Annotated in this window: 16 protein-coding genes; 4 read left to right on the top strand and 12 right to left on the bottom strand. The window is 59.1% G+C overall.

Features of this window, described 5'->3' with window-relative positions:
• Positions 1-31 precede the first annotated feature (31 nt).
• Both dsr1 and H4O10_RS04735 read right to left on the bottom strand, forming a co-directional pair.
• Positions 32-3,856, bottom strand: coding sequence for an anti-phage defense-associated sirtuin Dsr1 (gene dsr1, locus H4O10_RS04740; protein ID WP_182680960.1), 3,825 nt, complete (start codon positions 3,854-3,856; stop codon positions 32-34).
• 585 nt (positions 3,857-4,441) lie between these two features.
• Positions 4,442-5,356, bottom strand: a complete 915-nt coding sequence (locus H4O10_RS04735; protein ID WP_032962204.1) for a LysR family transcriptional regulator — start codon at positions 5,354-5,356, stop codon at positions 4,442-4,444.
• Between the two features lie 270 nt (positions 5,357-5,626).
• On the opposite strand from H4O10_RS04735, the gene H4O10_RS04730 reads away from it, so the two are divergent.
• The 3 genes from H4O10_RS04730 (at position 5,627) to H4O10_RS04720 (ending at position 9,705) form a co-directional block, all read left to right on the top strand.
• A complete protein-coding gene (locus H4O10_RS04730; protein WP_226053492.1) occupies positions 5,627-6,697 on the top strand; it encodes an SDR family oxidoreductase in 1,071 nt (356 codons plus the stop codon).
• 75 nt (positions 6,698-6,772) lie between these two features.
• Positions 6,773-7,507 (top strand): SDR family NAD(P)-dependent oxidoreductase, encoded by a 735-nt coding sequence (locus tag H4O10_RS04725; RefSeq protein ID WP_075075813.1) that lies wholly within the window; start codon positions 6,773-6,775, stop codon positions 7,505-7,507.
• Between the two features lie 275 nt (positions 7,508-7,782).
• Complete coding sequence (locus H4O10_RS04720) at positions 7,783-9,705, top strand: TonB-dependent receptor (protein WP_226053493.1); 1,923 nt, start codon at positions 7,783-7,785, stop codon at positions 9,703-9,705.
• A gap of 282 nt (positions 9,706-9,987) precedes the next feature.
• Here H4O10_RS04720 and H4O10_RS04715 read toward each other — a convergent pair whose 3' ends face one another.
• The 9 genes from H4O10_RS04715 to H4O10_RS04675 all read right to left on the bottom strand — a co-directional run bounded on the left by H4O10_RS04715 (position 9,988) and on the right by H4O10_RS04675 (position 19,189).
• Positions 9,988-10,233, bottom strand: coding sequence for a hypothetical protein (locus tag H4O10_RS04715; protein ID WP_008267212.1), 246 nt, complete (start codon positions 10,231-10,233; stop codon positions 9,988-9,990).
• 39 nt (positions 10,234-10,272) lie between these two features.
• The gene (locus H4O10_RS04710) at positions 10,273-10,914 is read right to left on the bottom strand and encodes a hypothetical protein (RefSeq protein ID WP_032961297.1); all 642 of its coding nucleotides are present in this window, start codon (positions 10,912-10,914) and stop codon (positions 10,273-10,275) included.
• 16 nt (positions 10,915-10,930) lie between these two features.
• On the bottom strand, positions 10,931-11,629 hold the full coding sequence (locus H4O10_RS04705; protein WP_008264906.1) for a HupE/UreJ family protein: 699 nt from the start codon (positions 11,627-11,629) through the stop codon (positions 10,931-10,933).
• A 29-nt stretch (positions 11,630-11,658) separates the two neighbouring features.
• On the bottom strand, positions 11,659-14,796 hold the full coding sequence (locus H4O10_RS04700; RefSeq protein WP_032961302.1) for a CusA/CzcA family heavy metal efflux RND transporter: 3,138 nt from the start codon (positions 14,794-14,796) through the stop codon (positions 11,659-11,661).
• Between the two features lie 9 nt (positions 14,797-14,805).
• Positions 14,806-16,038 carry an efflux RND transporter periplasmic adaptor subunit gene (locus H4O10_RS04695; RefSeq protein ID WP_040006894.1) on the bottom strand — a complete coding sequence of 411 codons (1,233 nt, stop codon included), beginning with the start codon at positions 16,036-16,038 and terminating at the stop codon, positions 14,806-14,808.
• Complete coding sequence (locus H4O10_RS04690; RefSeq protein WP_075075812.1) at positions 16,035-17,285, bottom strand: TolC family protein; 1,251 nt, start codon at positions 17,283-17,285, stop codon at positions 16,035-16,037. The genes H4O10_RS04695 and H4O10_RS04690 overlap by 4 nt, the downstream gene beginning before the upstream one ends.
• Before the next feature lie 88 nt (positions 17,286-17,373).
• A complete protein-coding gene (locus H4O10_RS04685) occupies positions 17,374-17,739 on the bottom strand; it encodes a hypothetical protein (RefSeq protein WP_075075811.1) in 366 nt (121 codons plus the stop codon).
• A gap of 129 nt (positions 17,740-17,868) precedes the next feature.
• Complete coding sequence (locus tag H4O10_RS04680; protein WP_008264806.1) at positions 17,869-18,519, bottom strand: hypothetical protein; 651 nt, start codon at positions 18,517-18,519, stop codon at positions 17,869-17,871.
• A gap of 19 nt (positions 18,520-18,538) precedes the next feature.
• Positions 18,539-19,189, bottom strand: coding sequence for a HupE/UreJ family protein (locus H4O10_RS04675; RefSeq protein ID WP_223224807.1), 651 nt, complete (start codon positions 19,187-19,189; stop codon positions 18,539-18,541).
• A 379-nt stretch (positions 19,190-19,568) separates the two neighbouring features.
• Here H4O10_RS04675 and H4O10_RS04670 point away from each other — a divergent pair, with 379 nt between their 5' ends.
• Entirely contained in the window at positions 19,569-19,892 is a 324-nt protein-coding gene (locus tag H4O10_RS04670; protein ID WP_008264507.1) for a hypothetical protein, read from the top strand.
• Between the two features lie 111 nt (positions 19,893-20,003).
• On the opposite strand, the gene H4O10_RS04665 is transcribed toward H4O10_RS04670, so the two are convergent.
• Positions 20,004-21,338: an MFS transporter gene (locus H4O10_RS04665; RefSeq protein ID WP_008267238.1), complete on the bottom strand. Its 1,335-nt coding sequence runs from the start codon at positions 21,336-21,338 to the stop codon at positions 20,004-20,006.
• Positions 21,339-21,366 lie beyond the last annotated feature (28 nt).

Here is a 21,366-nt window from a genome sequence, read left to right as displayed (position 1 = left end):
GCAAGCTTCGAATGATGCCCCGCCAGAACTCTTAGGAGCGCGTTCGCACCAGCTCCTCAAGTCGATGAAACTGGTTGTTTCGCTCTAGGTCGGGAGCGGCGGCCCTTACTTGAGCTAGGCATTCATTCAGTCCTAGAGGCGCCCATTGTTGGGATCCAACAACGGCACCCAGCAAATCTAAAGCCTCAGTTGGCGACTGGCTACAAAGGCCAGATTCTAGTAGAAGATGGACGATGTAGTCCGAATTCGCTACCGGCTGAAGCCAGTCACGTACCGCCTTCAATGCGGAAGGGAACTCAACCCGGGCCGCGATGGCGAGTCGAGCTAAGGAGGCAGCAATGCTGGGTGTAGCTAGATTGCGCGATTTTGGCCAAATCTCCTGCCAGAAGGGTTGGACTCGATTTCTCCAGAAGTCTTCGCGTTGATCGCCTGCGGCCTCCAGTGCTTGGGAGAGCGATTGTGCGGACTTCTCCAGTCCATCCTGTGGAAGCTTGCCCAATGCAGATCTAAAGTCGTCCCGAGAGTAGCCTTCCAATTGCCCTAGGGCTGAGTGCGTTAGGAAAGCAGAGAACTGTCCTCGGTGTTCACCAAGGTCGGCGTAGTGACCGGCCGTCAATAGGAACTGCGACTTCAATGCCACCATCAATGGCTGGTACAGTCGCGGTGACCAAAGAAATCCTTCCCAGGCTGCTTTCGCTTCGACAGGGTTGGACCAATCGAAGAGCGGTAGTAGCGTCGCTTCGGTCCACGCCCGGTCTACGCGATACAGGGCGATGAGTCTAGATGCGAGCAACACCCTGCCATGGCGGAATCGATCTACTTCAACATCGCATATGGCGGAAAATGCCGCCTTAAGTTCAGGGGGAAGTAGGTCTCCATCGTTGGGCGCCCTCTTGAACCATAGATTGAGCAAGGCGCGCGTGGCATGCCCAATGGGGTGATTAATCGCCTCCGAGACAGGGTTATCGATTGGCTCGCCGTTCCTTGTCATGCCACTACTCAAGGGGATCGGAAGCGCAAGCACTCGACCGGCGAGAGTCAATAGGAGGTTCTCGCGATTCGCGCCGCTTCTTGAAGTGGCCTCCATCCACCACGCTACTGCAGGTGCGATCTCGGACAGAACTTCATCAGGCATTAGCAGTACCAAAGGCGATGCGTACTGCCAGGAGCGGGCTGCCATTGAATCGTCCGACCAAACCTGAAGCGCCTCGCGCCATCGAACTGCGGGCCAGACGTCTTGGTGAGCGAGGTCGCAGAGCGCGGCAAGGCTATGGAAGAAGCGAGTACGGCAGACATCCCGCCAAGTGTCCTCATAGAACGGTCTATGGGCAGGCCTCGGCGATTCAAGCCATTCAACTAGCTCCTTGCGAGTGCGAGGGGCGACATCGACCTCTCTGCCGTCCTCGAAATCCGGATCTCCGGTGCCGCTCATCCAGTGTGAGAATTCGTCCTTCTCGTTAGGGTCCAATCTCAACTCAGGATGCGCGATGGATATCTCCGCTAGGCGCCTTGCTGCAGACACACCAAGATGTAGGCCCGAGGACTCCAGCTTCGCTAGACGAATCCATACTGCGCGAGCAACCAGGCGATCCCAGCGTTCGGACTCCAGATCATCGCGATACATCTCGCGGGGAGGTCCTGCCAAGATGACATTCTCCAAGCGTGCTTGAGACGCGTTGTCTAGAATTCTCCCCTGGAGAACAAGAAGCCTCAGCACTTCGCGTGCGGTGCACTGCGACCACAGCCACCGCCCCTCATCCAGTAGCAGCCAATCGACCCACTGCTCCTGCTCGATGCAATTGTCCTGGCTGGCCGCAAACAATGCCAGCCGCTTGAATGTGGGATACGGGATCTCGAACCATGCCTGAGCCATGAGCGTGGATCTCGACTCATCCGTAGCTCGAACTGCTAACCAAGCGTCGCGTAGCAGTTCAATCAGCCTAACCCAGTCTCGGAAGGACCGGTTCTGCCAATGGGGCGTGATTGATGGAAGGTCCCAGTAGGATCTATCGACAAGGTCATCTGCCTCTCCTAGATCTCGAAGAAGGCCCAGCGCGTCACAGAGCAGTTGCTGTAGGTCCGAATGCAGGAGCGGGAGTGCCTTCTCCCACTCACCCTTAGACTGATCCTGGAGGACCGCATGTACATTGTCCTCCGCAAGCACAAGGTCCCAGTCAACCAACTGCTTAATTCGCACTGTCTCGTCTGCACCATCGGCCACTTCGCCGTCCCAAACAAATGGACGCCTTAGTGTGATCTTTGGGCTGAGAAGGCTACGAAGTTCCATCCGAAGAGACGTGTTCAGTCCCTCACGTCTAAGACGCTTGATCCAACGATATAGCAGCCCCCCTGACAGTGGGGTCTTGAGTCGGCCACCGAGCACGATTCTCCAAAGAGTTCGCATCTTTGGATCGGGCACACCCTTTGGGGCGTCCAGGCGAATAAGATCCAGCTCCGAGACTTTGCCATCCCGTTCCAGTGTGGCCAGACGCTCAAGTTCGGAGTCGACTAGAGAGATCCAGCGACTATCCATCTGCCCGCCACGCTCTGCAATCCATATGATCAATCGTGGATCGTCCAGATGACGCACAAGCCAGCGTGCGAGCTGGAACATCAATCCATCCCATCGGCTGGCCATACTTCCAGAAGACGCCAGTGTCATAGGAGGAGCGTGATCATAAGGCGCAGGCCTACGAACCAAGCTGAATCTGAGTTCTGCATCCTCCTCCTTAACCGAGGAGAAGCCAAAGCGGGCTAGATCCCTCTGCAAGAATCGCTCATGGGAAAATGCCTCGAGGAGCCACTCAAGCGGGGGAACTGGATTGAACTCCGCGAAGCGCTTCGCGGGGAGGCCTGACTTGTCTGAAAGAGCCCACAGCATTCGTCCAACAAAATCGTCCTGGAGCGTGCTGTCCTGAGGTTGGGCCATGGCGTGCTTCGCAACAATGGCCTCTTTACCTTGAACTCCATCGCGATAGACATCTGCCCAAGTCCTGATTGTGTCGTGCAACGCAGAGTGGTCATGGGTAGCAGGCTGAACCCTGTAGAGGATAGGTCTAACGCCCTTAGCTTCCCATTCAATAGTCTTCAGATGCTCTTTCCCGGCTTCGCAATCTCCGAACGCCCACGCCTGCGGGGTAACCTCACCGAGCATTCGATCTGCTGCTAATGCGTCCATCATGTACCGGAGGACCGGATCGTCAATGCTGTATCCAATGAAGCAAACGACATAGTTGCGAAAAAGTTCGCTGACGAACCGCGCGGCCCAGCGTTCGGTCAAGTAAGCCAAGCCGAAGTCACCACTGGTGGCCACTAGTCGATGGAGTGCTGCATCATCCTCACTCTCCGGAAGCAGGCCATGCAGAAAGACAAGCCCATCCCAGCGGCTGCTCTTAGGGATCGGCAGCATTGGAGCGGGATAGGCCGGAAATGGTTGGCCCATGCGCTTCGCCGCCGCGTGGAAGGTTCGATCGAAGTTGGTAGTCACCAACCGCAACGCGCCATCCCGGCTTCGTGCTAACCGAAGAAGCGCTGCTTGGGTGTCAATTGCTCCCTTCCGACGAAGCTTGGGTCTCAACGATTTCGCTAGGGCGCGCCGAACCGCCAATCGCTGCCCAGGCAGTCGCCTTTCAAGTAGATCGAGAGTCGCGTCGAACTTTGAATGATCGAAGGCGGCACGCTCGATGTCCGTGAATGATGTCCCATTCGACGCATAGATTTGCTCAACCAGTCCTTTGAAACCAGGTAGTCCTGACGGGTAGGAGACTCCGGCGCCGCAGAAGAAGACTACTCGTCCTTCTTCGTGTGCCTGTAGAAGTGCTTCTGGGATGTCTGGCCCGTCGACGATGAACTGCATTGCAACTCCCTCTGAATGCTCTCGAACAGAGTGTAGGTTCAAATCAGATGGAATTGGCCAATCGCAGCGTCCAATTAAGTTCTTCTTTTGAAGTTTGTGCGGATTCAGTCTGATGGTCCAAGAGGTGAGATCTGTCCGAGCCCGCTCAACGCCTCGTCGTGGCAGTGCCAATCATTCTTCAGTAAATTCGGCTTCGAACTCGTGCTGATGTGGCAGTATTGAAGGTAGGGTTTTTGGTCTCATCCGCGTTTAGGAATGTTAAAGCCAACCACAGCGGAGGACCGCAACTTCAGCGCCTCAACAGTGGTTGGCAATTGAACGCTTCCATATGAAGGGACTGCATTCCGATACCCACTCATATGGACGAGGTGCTTATGGAACTAGCGAGTCCAGGGCATCCATTCTCGGAGTCCTCCGGACTGGCTCTGTCTGATGCCGGTGGCAAGAAGCGCTCTCATTGCCTCACAGCAACCTACATATGTGATCCAGAGGGAGAGTCTGGAGAGCACTCCGGTATCGAACTGGTGATGGAGTACGTTGGCAGACCATTCATGTCGATCCCAACTCCATAGTTTGGAGCATGTTTTAGCATGCATCGATCATCTGTGTCCGAATTACCTCCGCTAGCCCCTTGAGGCCGGGCAGGGATTGGCGACGAGTGGGGTAGTACAGCATGAATGGTGCGCCCATTGATGCCCAGTCTGGCATCACAACTTCAAGTGCGCCGGACGAGATTTCGTCCTGCACTCTGAGTTCCAGACAGTATGCCAACCCCAATCCCTGCAACGTTGCAGCGAGCAGAGAGTCGGTGCTGCTCACCCTCAGCATTCCGCTGGGAATTACCTTGACCATACGATCACCGTCGCCAAGTTCCCAGCGATAGATTGAGCCGTCGCCGATTCTGTTCTCAATACAAACATGCCGCCGCAGATCGCTTGGATTCTCAGGTCTCCCAGCATGTTGCAGATAGCTGGGCGCTGCCACGACCACCCACTTAAGCGGATGTGTAAGCTCCAGACCAACCATCCCCTCTGGCACTCGGTCACCGTATCGAATGCCGCCGTCAAAGCCTTCCGCTACTAAGTCCACCAGGCGTTCTTCTATCACTAGATCAAGATGGACGTTAGGCCAGCGTTGCTGAAAGCTCCACAGCACTGGCCAGAGTAGGAGGCGCGCCGCATCGTGTGATAGCGAGATCTTGAGCATCTGGATCTCTGACTGCTTCCGAGCCCGAATCGCGGCTAGACCCTCTCCAATTGTATCTAGGCCAGTGGCTGCATAGCGTTCCAGTTCGCGTCCTTCAACGGTGATCGAAAGCGCACGGGTCGTACGATTAACGAGACGCACACCCAGTCGATCTTCCAGCCGCTTTAAGGCGTGACTTAGAGCTGAGGCAGATAAGCCAAGTTCGAGGGCGGCGGCGCGCATTGATCCATGCCGAGCGATCTCGATGAACGCAGCTAGATCTGAAATGCTTATTCTCTCTAGATCACCTTTCAAGACACTTCACCCGGGTATCGATTACTAAACGTGCCAATGATCCGCCGCACAAAGCATGATTTATGGATCGAACGCAGTGCAGATGCTTCCCCATTATCGCCGAGGATGGCATGGCAAGAAGCTGCGCCGTCGACGCTTTCGATCATTTCTGAATTGAAAGAACTTCAGCAATAAAATTGCTACTTGCGCATGTTCGCCGCAGTAAAGTTGCGTCTCCTCCACGGTCGCTGTACTCAAATTTGCTTGGGCCAGAGTGACCAATCAACTGGGATGAACATGTCAAATTCGAATAGTGATTTGCCTGAGCACGACGATGAAGCCACGCCGGTCATCGGCCGCAGACAGTTTATTGCGGGAAGCAGTGTGGCCATCGCCAGCGGAATTGCTGCTTCCTCGGCATTCGGTGCTGTGCCCGCTGCGGTACTCTCGGAGGCGCAGGGTCAGGGCCGCCCGCGAGCCGGCCTGATCGACCCTCGGCAGGCATATCCTCGGCCACCCTACCCGCGCCAAGAACAGCCTTGGCCGGGGCTTGCGTCGAAGATGCGTCCGCTGCCGGACCACGGTGAGAAAACCTATCGAGGCAATCGGCGCCTTGAAGGCCGCAAGGCACTGATTACGGGAGGAGACTCAGGAATCGGTCGGGCCGCTGCCATTGCATACGCCCGCGAGGGTGCCGATGTGGCCATCAACTATTTGCCTGAAGAAGAGGAAGATGCGCGTGAAGTTATTGCGCTGATACGCGCAACCGGCCGTCAGGCATACGCTTTACCTGGTGATATTCGCAGCAAAGACTTTTGCCTGGATCTTGTGCGCAAGGCGGCATCGGCGTTGGGCTCGATCGACACCTTGGTGCTGAACGCGGCGTATCAGCAGCAGGAGCCGGACATTCTAAAGATTACCGACGAACACCTCGAGAACACCTTCCTTACCAACATCAATGCAATGGTATGGATGACCCAAGAGGCACTGCGTGTGTCTCTTCCGCCTGGAAGCGTCATCATCGTTACTACGTCTGAGCAGGGCTACGATCCGTCCCCCTACCTGGTCGACTATGCGATGACGAAGAGTGCGCAGGTTAGCTACGTTCGCTCGATGGCTAAGCAGCTTGGCCCTAAGGGGATTCGGGTAAACGGAGTTGCTCCAGGTCCTATCTGGACTCCGTTGCAGATCAGTGGCGGGACTGCATCCGAGAAGATTCCGAACTTCGGGGGGGACAAGCCGCTAGGACGCGCAGGTCAGCCTGCTGAGCTGGGTTCAATCTTCGTCCAACTTGCGGCAAGCGACGCCAGTTATGCGAACGGCCAGGTGTATGGGGCCGAAGGTGGCGCTGCACGCCCCTAACTTGCGTCACAGACGACCCCAACTCCTTTCATGACTCAACTACACCTGGTCGCCAACGAACGTAGGAGATAGACCTTGACAGAAGCAAGTTACAGCCTTAGAAACCGCTGCGTTGCCATTACTGGCGCCGGTTCGGGGATCGGACTGGCAACGGCGGAGATGATCTTACGCAGTGGTGGAAGCGTTCTTGGAGGATCCAGGCGTTTAGGTGACTTCAAGCGGCTACAGGATGAGTTCGGCGCTGATCGCGCCTACTGGATGCGTCTGGATGTGCGCGATCCGGATAGCGTGGGTGCCTTCGCATCTTGCGGCATTGATCACTTTGGAAGCGTACATTCGGTAGTGGCCAACGCCGGGGTTGGCTACTACGGCGGAGTCGCTGACGCAAGCGATGATCAAGTCATCGAAATGTGTGAAATCAACTATCTCGGAACGGTCCTCACGGTACGTGCTTTCCTCCCTCATCTTCGTAGCGTTGGTGGCGGGGATATTTTGATCGTATCGAGCGTCGCAGCTCATCGCAGTGGGGCGGACGAAGCCGTCTACGCAGGTACCAAGGCCGCCCAGCTCATTTTTGCGGGCGGCTTGGACCGAGAAGTAAGGAAAGATGGGATTCGCGTGAGTGCCATCTGCCCCGCAGGTACTCATACATCTTTTGCCGTGGGTCACGGTCGCACGGCCGACGATCCCCGTTTGAGCGAATTCATGGCCGCGCAGGATGTAGCCTCGCAGATTGTCTATTGCTTGCAGCAACCGCGGACCTTGCGGACCGGCGTATGGACGACTTGGAGCATGAGCCAGTCCAGCTGAGGTGCTGCCCAGACAGCATCGGTCGGCCACAGTTTGATACCTGACCTCAAGACGCAAGCCAGCCCTCGACCCGATATGGGCGTTTTCCGGAATCAAGCGAGGCAGCCATTCCCCAGCAATAATGCCCGTTACCGGATTACCCCGAGATGTCGCACACATACCTGAAGTCACGACTTGCTCTTCCCACGCTGACAGTTGCTATTGGTCTGGCCCTTTCTTCGCATGCCAGCGCTGAAGCTTTGACGCATGCCTCCTCCGTCAAGCAGTTGGACACCTTGGTCGTTACCGCCACCGGTGCCCAGCAGTGGATCAGGGATGCGCCAGCCAGCATTAGCGTTATCAGCCGCGAGGAGATCGAGCGTAAGCCGGTCACCAGCATCGGCCAGCTGCTGAGTACCGTCCCTGGAGTGACCGGTGGCTATGCACTGTCCGGAGCGCAGTCGAAGATCCGCCTGCGTGGACTGCCCGAGCAGTACACGCTGATCCTGATCGACGGCCGCCGCCAGGGCAACTCCTCCGGCGTGAACTACCGCGACGACCTGGGTCCGCAGGATCTGAACTGGCTGTCGCCGGACATGATCGAACGAATAGAAGTGGTGCGCGGCCCGATGTCGTCGCTATACGGTTCGGATGCGATGGGCGGCGTGATCAACATCATTACCCGCAAGATTTCCGACCACTGGGGCGGCTCGGTCACCTTGAACCACAGCGTGCCCGATTCATCCACCCGCGGTGATACCACGCAGATGGGTGCCCTTTTCAGCGGCCCACTGACCGACAACCTGGGGATCCGCATCGGGGCCAACGTGACCGACCGCAAGTCCGATCGCCTTGAGGGCCAGACTCCGGGCAGCAAGGCGGAGAATGCCAACCTGCAGTTCCACTGGCGCCTCAACGATGACCACGCACTGACCATAGAAGGGTCGCGCGGCGTGCAGCGCAACACCGGCAGCGGTGATGTATATGCCTGGGGTCTGTCCAAGCTGGTACAGACCGGTTACGTGCTGGGCCATGATGGCCGTTACGGCGACTCCACCACCTCCAAGACCACCCTTGTGCGGAACGACTACCAAGACAAGGGCAGTGCGGTGGGCAACCATTCGAAGGAAACGGTGTTCGATACTGCCTTCACCACCGCTTTCCATTGGGGCTTCGAGCACAGCCTGAACGTGGGTGGTCAGTGGAAGCGCGAGCAGCTGGAAAACAGCGACACCATCGGTACCGTACCTGTGACTTGGACCGGCAGCAGCCGCATCAGCCCGACCAGTGAAGCGGACTCATGGGCCTTGTTCGCCGAAGACCACATCACCCTGCACGAGCGCTTCGTGCTGACTCTGGGCGTGCGCTGGGACAACACCGACAACTACGACGACAACGTGAGCCCGCGCATCTACGGCGTGTGGCACCCGGCAGACGCATGGACAGTACGCGGCGGTGTCTCCAAAGGGTTCCGCGCGCCCAATCTTAAGCAGGGCACCGCTGGTGCGGCCACCCAGTCTCTGGGACGCGGCTGCGGCAGCCTGACCCCGGAAGGCTGGAACAGCCGGCTGATCAACGCCGACGGCACGACCGGCTGCTACATGGCCGGTAACCCGAACCTGAAACCGGAAACCAGCACCAACTATGAGCTTGGCGTGGGCTTCGACCAGAACGGCTGGTCCGCATCGGCCACCTACTTCCTGACCAACTTCGACGACAAGATCGAACAGGTGCCGCTGCGCGAGATCCCAGGCCAGAACACTAGCTTCGTAAACGGCTTCTGGTGGACGGTGGCGCAGAACATCCAGAAGGCTCGCACGCGAGGCGTGGAAGCCAGTGTGACCGTGCCGCTGCACGAGCGACTGAGCTGGACCACCAACGCCACACGCATGTTGGAATCGAAGAACCGCACCACCGGCGCCAGCCTGCTAGTGGTGCCGAAGATCACCGCCAACACTTCGCTGAACTGGAGCGTGTCCGATGCATGGTCGCTTAACCTCAGCGCGCAACACATCGGGAAGCAGCTTGTGTCTTCGTCCAGACCTACCTTCGCCAAGGCATACACCACGGTGGATCTGGTCACCGCTCTCGATGTGAACGAAAACCTGACCTTGCGCGTCGGCGTACTGAACTTGGGTGATGTTTCCACGCTTGAAGAAGGCAATAATTACGACGGCGGCGCACGCACGCTCTTTGTGGGCGCGACCGCGCGCTTCTAAGGCGGGTTGATCAGGTCAGGAGATTGCGTTCGGTTCAGCACGTTCGATCACGTCGATGATTGCAAATGAACTTTGCCGCACTCGGGTTTGGAGAATGTAAGCCCGAGTGCGGCTCTAATCGCAATCCTCCGGTCAAACGCTAGCATTCGAGAGCGAGCCTGTTGGAAGAATGAGGGTCTAACCGAGGTCTATTTGTAGGACGACGCTGGCACTATTCGCTTGGCTCAAGGGTAAAGACGAATGGTCCGACTTCACCCAAGCCGGACCATTCGCCGCAATCAATTACTTCTTCTTCGCAGCCGACTGCGCCTGAGCGTCGCACCTGTCCTTCAGCGCCTTGGTCTGAGGATCGGCAAGATCCACCTTGAACTTCGTCCGGTCAGCCAGCTGTTCACACGTAGCAGGCTTTGCCTTAGGCGCCTCCTTCACTTCCGACTCGGCATGAAGCGCCGGATCATGTGCGAAGGCCGATGCGGACGCTGCAATGGAAGCGAAAAGGACGCTGATGAGGGCAAAACGATTCTTCATGTTGCTTCTCCTAGGTTGATTTCGGCGTTATGCCGGGTGTCACGGCTGGTAGAGGTCGGCTTGGTAGCCGGTAATTTGCACCTCGATGATCACGGGGGTGCTGCCGCGGTTCTGCCAGTACCACCCATGGGTACCTTCAAAGGGAGCAATGAACGTTCCCTCGGCCTGACGCTGGGCGCCTTCAACGGCGTAGCTGGTCCAGGGGCCCTTCACGTCGGGACGCTCGCCGTGCATGTCCACGGCAACATCAGACGTGGCCTTCCAGCTGAAAACCATCCCAGCGCCCTGAGCCATATGGGCCTTCACCTCCTGGCCCTTACCAGGGGCAAGCTCGATCGTCAGTGAGTCCTGCCGTAAAGGAGTGCTGGCGAGAGAGACAGCGGCGGGTTCGAAGGCCTGCTTGCCATTGCTCCCGAAGGCAACCTTGGCCTTCTCGAACAGCGCCGAGACGGCTTCGGCGCTGCCAGCAGATGCCGGAACTGGGGGAGCTACGGCCTCTACCTGGTCAGTGGAGGCTAGGGCGTCCAGACCCAGAACCTTACCTACGCCCGTAGGGTCGATTCCGTACTCCGCGGGAAGCACGGTGGTGAGCAGAATCACCCCTGCAACGGCAGCGGCCAGGGCGGTGGATTTCAGCAGCTTGCGAGTGCTGGGCAGCTGATTGGAAAGCGTGATGGACATGAGTACCTCTGTAGATTCAGGAAACGAAGTAGCCGGTGAGCTGCATGCCAACAAGCACGAAGCCGGCGCACATAAGGGCGGTGTTGATGCTGTACGCCTGTCGATGGAATGACGGCAAGCGGCGCCAGAAGCCCATCACGATCAAGATGCCTGCGAGCGCGAGCAGCTGTCCGATCTCGACCCCCACGTTGAAGGCGAGCATGTTTGGGACAAGCCCGTCAGGTGAGAGCGAGAAATCCTGCAGCTTTGTCGCTAGACCAAAGCCATGGAAGAAGCCAAAGATCAGCACGGCGGCTTTGGTGTTGGGCTGTACCCCAAACCAGCGCTTGAACGCGCCCATGTTGTCCAGCGCCTTGTAGACAACCGACAGGCCAATGATTGCGTCGACCAGGTACGCATTCACATGCAATCCGCCCAGGACACCTAGCAGCAAGGTGGTGCTGTGGCCGATCGCGAACAACGTCACGTAGATGCTGACATCACGCATCCGGTACAGGAAGAAGATCACCCCGAACAGAAACAGGAGGTGGTCGTATCCAGTCACCATGTGCTTGGCGCCGAGGTACGTGAACGCGATGAGCTGCAGGCCGGTACTGTCTTCCAGGAAGGCCTGGTCGCCTTCACTGACGCCATGCGCCCAAGCAACGCAAGGCAGAAGGATGGCTGCAAGCAGGTAGAGCCACGCTTGGGTTCGTTTGGAAATGGTCAACTGCATGTTCCTGGGAGGGGTTGAGATGGACGGGTTCACGCTGCGTCCTCCTTCCGCTCATCCCCTTCGCGGTGGATGAGGCGATAGAGCGCCGGCAACACCAGCAAGGTCAGCAGCGTGGAGGAGATGATTCCGCCGATAACGACCGTCGCCAGCGGGCGCTGAACTTCCGCGCCAGCCCCAACGTTTAGGGCCATTGGCAGGAAGCCCAGGCTGGCAACCAGGGCCGTCATCAGCACGGGGCGCAGCCGGGTCAGTGCACCTTCGGTTACCGCTTGGTGCAGGGGAGTGCCCTGTTCCCTAAGGCTCTTGATGAAGCTGATCATGACCAGGCCGTTGAGCACGGCGACGCCCGACAGCGCGATGAACCCCACGCCTGCAGAAATGGACAGGGGTATGTCACGCATCCACAGAGCCACCACGCCACCGGTCAACGCAAGTGGAACGCCGCTGAACACGATGGCAGCATCCTTGCCCGAGCCGAACGCCATGAAGAGCAAGCCGAAGATCATCACCAGGACGACCGGCACGACCACGGACAGCCGCTTGCTGGCAGAGATGAGCTGCTCGAAGGTACCGCCATACTCAATCCAGTAGCCTTCCGGCAACTGCACCTCCTGACCAACCTTCTCTCGCAGCTCCTCTACGAACGAACCAAGGTCGCGACCACGTACGTTGCTGGTGATGACGACGCGACGCTTGCCGTTCTCGCGACTGACCTGGTTTGGGCCTGGCGCAACTTCAACTTTAGCCAGCTGCCCCAGCGGAACGAACGCTCTCTGTTCGCCGGAACTGGCCCCGACGGCGACGGCTACCGGTAGCGATGCGAGCGTCCGGGTGTCCTGACGCAGGTTCTCGGGCAGACGAACGACGATGTCGAAGCGACGATCACCCTCAAAGACCTGACCGACCGCCTCACCGCCCAGCGCAACAGAGATGGTCTTCTGGACCTCGTCGATCGAAACGCCATAGCGGGCCAAAGCACCCAGGTCAGGCGTGATGGTCATAAGAGGCAGACCACTGATCTGCTCTAACTTCACGTCTGCGGCGCCTGGGATGGAACCTGCGGCGTCCTCGATCTGGCTGCCGATCTGCGCCAGCTGATCCAGGTCGTCACCGTACAACTTCACCGCCACCTCGGCGCGTACACCGGCAATCAGCTCGTTCATGCGCATCTGCACGGGCTGGGTGAACTCGTAGTTGTTGCCGGGAATTGCTCGGACAGCCTTCTCCAGCTCAGCAATGAGCTGCGCCTTTGGCTTGCGGGGATCAGGCCATTGGTCGCGATCCTTGAGCATGATGAAGGTGTCTGCGACCGACGGTGGCATGGGGTCGGTCGCTACCTCTGCTGTGCCGATCTTTGCGACAACCTCATCCACCTCGGGGAACTTCTTGATGGTCGCTTCAAGCTGGCGCTGCATGCCGATGGCTTGCGTCAGACTAGTGCCGGGAATGCGCAGCGCGTGAAGCGCAATATCACCTTCGTCCAGATTCGGAATGAACTCAGTGCCCATGCGACTGGCCAGAAGACCCGCCAGTACGGTGAGGACGGCTGCACCACCCACAACCAGTTTGCGAGCACTGACTGCCCGCTCCAGCATCGGGCCATACAGCTTGGTTACGCCCCGCATAGCCTTGGTTTCCTTCTCCGAGACCTTGCCCGTGACAAACTGAGCAACCGCAGCGGGAACGAACGTGAGGGACAATGCCATCGCACCAGTCAGCGCGATAACGACGGTCAGGGCCATCGGGTGGAACATCTTTCCTTCCACGCCGGAGAGCGCAAAGATCGGGATGTAGACGGCGGCAATGATGAACAAGCCGAACAAGCTGGGCTTGATCACCTCGGCACTGGCGCTGGCGGCCAAAGCAAAGCGCTCATCCCGGGTCAACAGACGCCCCAGGGCGTGCTGACGCTCGCCGAAGCGGCGCAGACAGTTCTCAACAATGATGACCGCGCCGTCGACGATCAGACCGAAGTCCAGCGCACCCAAGCTCATCAGATTTGCTGAGACACGGTTCTGGACCATGCCGGAGATGGTCAGCAGCATGGTCAAAGGAATGACCGCGGCCGTGATCAGTGCGGCGCGAAGATTTCCGAGCAGAAGGAACAGCACCGCAATGACCAGCAGGGCACCTTCCAGTAGGTTCTTCTTGACGGTTTCAATGGTGCGGTCGACCAGCTCCGTACGGTCATAGACCGCATGCGCGCGGACACCTTCTGGAAGCGTCTCGTCGATCTCCTTCAGCTTGGCAGCGGTTCGCTGAGCGACTTCGCGGCTGTTCTCACCAATGAGCATGAATGCAGTACCAAGTACCACTTCCTTGCCATCTTTGGTCGCTGCACCCGTTCGCAGTTCGGTGCCCTCGTGAACGTCTGCGAGGTCACCGACGCGAAGCGGCAGCCCCTCGCGATTGGCGACCACGATCTTGCGCAGGCCGTCCATGTCCGCCACTTGGCCAGGAACGCGCACAAGGTACTGTTCACCACTCTTTTCAATGTAGCCGGCACCCACGTTCGCATTGCTGCGCGCCACGGCCTCCATCACATCCTGCATGGTCAGCTCGTACGCCTGAAGCTTGCGCGGGTCAGGCGTGATGTGGAACTGCCGCACATAGCCACCGACGGTGTTGACCTCTGTAACACCTTTCAGATGTCGCATCTGGGGGCGTACCACCCAATCCTGGAGGGTACGAAGCGCCATCGGCGTCCAGGTCTCTTCAGCACCCTTCTCGGCTTCCACGGTGTACATGAAGATCTCACCGAGACCGGTGGCGACCGGGCCCAGCGTTGGCTTCAGCCCAGTTGGGAGCTGGGATGCGGCTTGCTGCAAGCGCTCGGCCACCTGCTGCCGCGCGAAGTAGATGTCGGTACCGTCTTCGAATACAACGGTGACCTGGGAGAGACCATAACGCGAGATGGACCGCGTGTACTCCAGCTTGGCTAAGCCGGCCAAGGCTGTCTCGACGGGGAACGTTACCCGCTGCTCTGCCTCCAGTGGAGAGTAGCCCGGTGCTTCGGTGTTGATCTGGACCTGGACATTGGTGATGTCAGGGACGGCGTCGATTGGCAGCTTGCTGTAGTTCCAGATGCCCAAGCCTGACAGCGCCAGGACCAGAAGCAGCACAAGCCATCTATGCGCGATGGACGCGCGAATGATTCGCTCTAGCATGATGGATCCTTAGTGGTCGTGGCTGGCGCCAGACTTCTCGATGTCTGCACGGATCAGATAGCTCTGCTCGGCGACGTACCGCGTTCCGGGCTTCAGTCCGCCAAGAACCTCTGCCCACTCGCCATCACGCTTTCCAAGCTCAAGCATGCGCACCTCATAGGTATCGCCCACCTGCGCAAATACGACGGTAAAGTCGCGAAATCGCTGGAGCCCTGACTCTTTGACGGCCAGTGGAACAGGTGTCTCGGCAATGATGACCTCGGCCGAGACAGCCATTCCTGGACGCCACTTGCCGTCACCATTGGGGATACTCACGCGCGCAACCACGCTTTGGCCGCTGCTTGCCAGCGGAAGCAGGCTTTGGAGCCTACCTTCAGTCTCCAAGGCACCCGTGGCGGAACGGATCCGCACTGCTTGACCTGGAGCGAGACGCTCGGCGTCAGTGCCCAGAGCTCGTAGATCGACCCAGACCTCTGACAGATCGGCAACGTCGAACAGTGTGTTGTCGGCGGCCACATCACCAACACTGGTGTTGCGCGCAAGAACGATGCCGCTGAAGGGAGCAATCACCGCGTAGGTGCGCATGCTGTCATTGCCTTCAACCGTCGCCAGCGTCTGCCCTGCGGAAACGCGTTGGCCCATCTCGACCGACACGCTGCGGACAATACCTGGGAATCGTGCTTTGACGGCGGCCTGGCGGCCAGTGTTGACCGCGATGTTCCCCATCAGCGTGACCGTATCGCGGATAGTGCCAGCGGTAGCCTCTTCCACCACCACACCCGCATCCTTGGCAGCGCTTGGCTCGATGGTGGTACGGCCCTCATAGGACTGATAGGACCAGGTGTGTGTCTTTCCTCCTACCACTGCGTCTGCCTTCACGTCGAAAGAATGAGGTTCCACGACCTCGCCGTTCCCCACGAGATAGTCGTTTTCGGCGGTGAAAGTGAAATCATTGACCTCACCGTCGAGGCGCTTCAACTGCATTGTTGCCTTCACCTCATTCGGTGAGATCGGCTTGTCATTTCGATAGGCGTAGAGGCGGAACTGAGGAGGCGTGTTGGTTTCATAGACGGTGACTTCAAGTGCGAAATCACCATCGCGGAGCATGCGACCGCGGTTGGGGCCGCGCTCGTAGTCGCCGGCCGCGGCGGTGGACTCTGCGGCTTCTTTCTCAACCGGCTTTTCACCGCCACAGGCGGCCAGTGCCAGCGGAAGCAACATAAGAAGGGCGTAACGATTCATGGGCGGATATCCTGGGCGGAGGCGGTGAGGCGATCTGCCTCGACCAGCAATCGGAGATAGAGTGCGGCGGACTCGACTTCGCGCTCACGAAGGTCGAACAGCGTCTTCTGCGCCTGGCTCAATGCGAGATAGGAGAATCGACCCTCCTCGAAGCCACGACGGCTCTGATTCATCGCCTGCTCCGCCTTGGGGAGCTGCCGCTCACGAACGGAGGTGACCTCCAACTGCGCTTGGCGCAGCTGTTGATAGACTCCGAACAGCTCCTGGTTGAGCTCCAACATTTGTGCTTCACGGCGTGACTTGAGCGCACTCAGTTCGTAGTCGACTTCGGATACCGAGTAGGCTGATCGACGCCGGGTTCCCAAGGGAACCGAGATCGACATGACCAAGCCACTGTCCTTCGTTGCTTCAAGACGGCGAAGTCCAAATCCAACACTCACGTCAGGCTTCGCGCTGGAAACGGCGACATCGCGGCGCGCGGCAAGAATTCTGGACTGGGCATCGAAGGCACGTTGCTGTGGCGCGTTCTGAAGGCGTTCGGACAGCGTCTGGTAGTCATCCAGCGGGGGGAGGATGTTTGTATCGCCGGCGACGGTGTCGAAGTCAGCGGTGAAAGAGCCCCAGGAAGACGCAAGCGCCATGCGCGATGCCTCCAACCGCTGGACTGCTTGATCACGCTTGAGCTCTGCATCGGCCAGGGCGATTTCAGCGGCCCTCAGGTCTGAGTCCGGGTTCCGTGCCGCAGAGACCCAGCGGGCCACCTCTCGCTGGAGCGCGCGGGCCATACGAATCCGCTCTTCCGCATGCTCGACATGCTCCTGCGCCGCAAGCACGTCGATGAATCGACCAGCGGTGCGTGTGGCGATGGCCACCCGGGTCACATCAGCCTCTCGCTGGGCTGCATCGACCTCCGCGCCGCCAAGCGCTTGGCGGGCCGCCCGCTTGCCACCCAGTTCCAGAATCTTGGATACCCGGAACGTTGCCTCGGCAGCGTCCATACCTCGCACGCTGCCACTACCGGCCACGTTCTCCAGTTCTCCGCCGAGCACCAACGGGGCTGCTAAGCCCTCTCGCGCCGCACGGTTCTTTGTCGCCTCTATTTGTGCGGCATCTGCCTGCACGCTTGGGTGAGTGCCAAGGGCGCGGGCAACCGCATCCTCCAGGCGCAGCACTTCGGCGGCGTGGCCAGGAAGGGCCACACCGCAGGCGCCGGCAACAGCCAGCGCCCACACACTACGGAATTTCACGGAAGCCTCCGGAAAGAAAGTCAGAACGACGCGCCGCGTCCCGCTACACGGGAGGCGCGCTCAGGCTGCTAGAGCGCAGCTAGGGTCGTCAGACGATCGGAGGTCGGAAGGGTGACGCCGGGTGCCCTGCAGGCACCCTCAGAAGTCGCAGAGCATGGACTTCACCGGCCAGCGGTAGTGAAGCCAGGTAGACGTGGGGCGTGAACAAGCTTCCAGCGAAACTCGCGTCTGCCTGATGCAGTACCGCATGAGCGCCAGTGGCGTGATCCGGGTCCAGATTGTCGCCCGCACCGCCGGCATGTGAATGGCCATGATCCACCGCTGCTGCGATGTCATGTTCCAATCCGTGCAGTTCGCTGAGCTGGATCACCATCGGCCGCGCAACGACACTCAACAGCATCAGCGCAAAGAAGCTGATCCTGAGGGCAAGGCCGTGGCGGGCGGAAAGACGCATATGGGTTAGCTTAAGCGGGGCTGGCTGGGGTTGTCGAGGGGCCGAAACTGGGCGCAGCCCATCGGAAATACCCCACATAGGGCGGTGGCCGGGCCTTAAGCGCACCCGGCCACCGCTCACCGCTGCGGTTTACATCTTCTTGATCAACTCGTACTCCCCTCCGGTGCGGAGCAGAAGCGTTACGGGCTCCTCGCCCCTGTTGCGCCAGAACCATCCGTGGTTGCCATCGAAGGCAGCCAGGAGCACCCCCTGCTTGGTGGCTTCCCCTCGACCCTTCTCATAGCTGATCGCTCGACCGCCGCCGTCTCCGTGGGTGTCGAAGTTCACGACGCCGCCTTCAACAGACCACTGGTAGCTGGCGCGCTCGCCCGCCTTCATGACGAGCTTGATCTCGGTGCCCTGGCCCGGCGTCAGGACAACCTGTTCTTCGTCCCGCCATTCGGCAGCGGTGGCCGCATTACTCGCGGCAGGCTTCTGAGCAACTTCAACGGTCTTACGGTTCTGCGTGGACACCTGCGTCAGCAGGGCGGCTGCCTCGTCTTCGGCGGCCTTTGCGTCCATCGCAGCGTCAGCTGCCGCTTCCTCGGCAAGCTGTTCCTTGATCTCCCCCATTTCCTTCAGACCAAGTACCCGACCAACACCAGTGGGATCGATTCCGTACTCAGATGGCATCACCACTCCAACCAGGAGGATGATGGCGATGCCGGCGGCAATTGCGGTGGTGCGTCCCAGCTGGCGGCTGGTGGGAAGGTCGCCTTCGGCGGGCTTACTGTTGTACATGATGTAGTTCTCTTGAAAGTCAGGAAACGAAGTAGCCAGTGAGCTGCATGCCGATCAGAATGAATCCGGCGCAGAGCATGGCGGCATTGGCGGTGTAGGCGTGCTTGAAGAAGCTGGGCGTGCGGCGCCAGTAGCCCATTGCGATCAGAATCGCGCCAAGCGAGAGGATCTGGCCGATCTCCACGCCGACGTTGAACGCAAGCAGGTTGGGCAACAGACCATCGGGTGAGATGTCGTACTCGATGATCTTGGTTGACAGACCAAAGCCGTGGAACAGGCCGAAGATCAACGTCGCAACCTTTGTGTTTGGCTGGAAGCCGAACCAACGCTGGTAGGCGCCCAGATTGTCCAAGGCCTTGTAGACCACAGACAGACCAATGATTGCGTCGATCAGGTAGCTGTTGATGCCCACGTTGAACAGCACACCCAGCAGCATCGTTGTGGAGTGCCCGATCGCGAACAGCGTCACATACAGCGCGACATGCTTCATCCGGTACAGGAAGAACACCACGCCCAGGAGGAACAGGATGTGGTCATAGCCGGTGGCCATGTGTTTCGCGCCCAGATAGGCGAATGCGATCAGATTTACTCCAGATATTTCCTGGATGTAGCCCTTGTCGCCTTCGGCGATCGCGTGAGCCAACGCCCCGTCAGCTGTGAGTAGCAGCATGAACAGGGAAAGCAGTGCGAGTAGAGTTCGCGGCCAGTGCGACAGTAGTGGGGGTTGGAGAAGGACGCGCGAGAGCGTCCCGGATTCAGAACTGGGGATCATGATGAGGATCTACGAATGCGGTCAGCGGACCTCCGCCAAAGCTATCCGCTACGACACTGGGAACCGGCGCAACGTGCTACGAGTGCGCAGAAGGCGCGCACGGCACGTCACACGGATCACTGCGCGTAAGCGGGGTCCGGGCGGGGAACGAATGAATAATTTCTTGCAGCGACGAACGTCCAGTAAGGATTGACTGGACGGGCGCTGCCAAGCCTCTGCTCAGTGCGAGCACGAGGCCTGGGTCTCAGGCGATAGGAGGCCTGAACAGGGATGAGCGATGATGCTGAAGCTCTGCCGCTGGCTGGTGCCAGGGATGGATATCGCTCAGATCAACTCGAGCGGGTCCAGCAAGGCTGGCCAAGATGCCTACAGAAGCCGTCAGATCGGCCTGGTGCAACAGGCTGTGCAATCCAACCGCGTGTTCAAGATCACGGTCTGCGGCATCACTCACCCCAACATGGGGGTGACCATGTTCCACCGCAGCCTGCACGATGTGCTGCAAGCCGTGCAGCTCACCCAGATGATTCAGGACGGGTCGCACGAGCAGACTCGCCACCAGCATCATGAAGATGCAGCTGCGCAACAGCACGCTGGTTGGTAGACGAAGGGATCGCACGGGCAAAGACTAGAGGCTTGTTCTGGCAAAGTCGATATGACAACGTCGGGCGCGAGCGGTGAAAATGCCCTCTCGCGCCCCTTGTTCAAGTTTCCGTCATCCAGGCCAACGAGGGTGCACGTCGTCGATGACATACCGATGTGAATGCTTGCCGTTGGAAGAGGCGTGTTCCGCCCAGTGGGGATGGTCCGCAGCCAGATCGTCGTGACCGTGGGAAATCTCGTCCGGGTCATGGGCGGGCCAGATTCTCCAGGCGAACACGAATCCGGCGATGCCGACTACTGCCAGTGCCATGATCGCCACTGGCATTCCAAACTTCGCACCCACGGTTCCCGCCAGAGGGTAGGCAATCAGCCAACACACGTGGGAGAGAGAGAACTGCGCTGCGAACAGGAATGGCAGATCGGTGGATTCCGCTGATCGTCGCAGCAATCTGCCGCCAGGAGTCACCAGCCCCGCATAGCTCATCCCCAACAATGCCCAGCCGGCGAGCACGATGGGCCAACCTATGGAGGAGGGCGAGAGCAGCCAGGTAAGACTGAGGGTCACAAGTACAATGCACATTGCAAGGGCTGCGGAGAGCATCACACGCCTGTCAGCCACCCGATCGAGAACCTTGGGGAGGACAAGCGCCGTCAGCATCGAACCGCCACCGAAAGCTGCCAGCGCCCATGCCACCTGTGACTCTGCTCCGCCGAGAACGTTGCGCACCACGACGACAGTGTTCACGAACACCATGGCGCCGCCGGCGGCCGCACACAGATTAAGGGCAAGCAACCCTTTCAGCCTGGGCGTCTTCAGGTAGATCCGCATTCCTCGAATCGCGCGGGCGTAGGGACCGTCCTTTCTCAGGGAAGGAGCAACGAAGGGGAATGCAGTTGAGAACACCAGCATGGCGGATATCACGAAGCCTACGGACGTACCAGCGAACAGGCCGTGGAAGCTGATCAGCGTCAGCAGAGCAGCGGCCAACGCGGGACTCAGCAGGCTCTCCAGGTCATAGGCCAGGCGCGACAGGGACAGTGCTCGGGTGTAGTCGCGTTCCTCCTTCAGGATTTCCGGGATCGTCGACTGGAACAGAGGGGTGAAGCACGCCGAGGCCGACTGCAGCAAGGCAATGAGCAGGTACACCTGCCAGATCTGGTTGACGAACGGCAGACAAAGCGCCGCGCCCGCCCGCACCAGGTCGAGGGCAATAAGCACCGGTTTGCGTAGATTTGCCGGGACGATCGCTCCGGACAGAGGGGCCAACAGCACGTAGACAATCATCTTGATTGCCAGAGCCGTACCTAGCACAGCGCCCGCCTCAGCCCCCGCCAGGTCATAGGCCAAAAGAGAGAGCGCCACGGTAGCCAAGCCCGTGCCGATCAGCGCGATAACCTGCGCAGCGAACAGGTTCCTGAATGTTGGAAAGCGTAGGACCTCGATCATGGCTCACCTCTAGATGGAACAGTGGAAA

It is taken from the genome of Stenotrophomonas sp. I18B00994 (assembly GCF_014145825.1).
Taxonomy (GTDB): Bacteria; Pseudomonadota; Gammaproteobacteria; order Xanthomonadales; family Xanthomonadaceae; genus Stenotrophomonas; species Stenotrophomonas maltophilia.
Note: the sequence above shows the minus strand (reverse complement) of the source record. Positions and strands in the feature narration are given on the sequence as shown.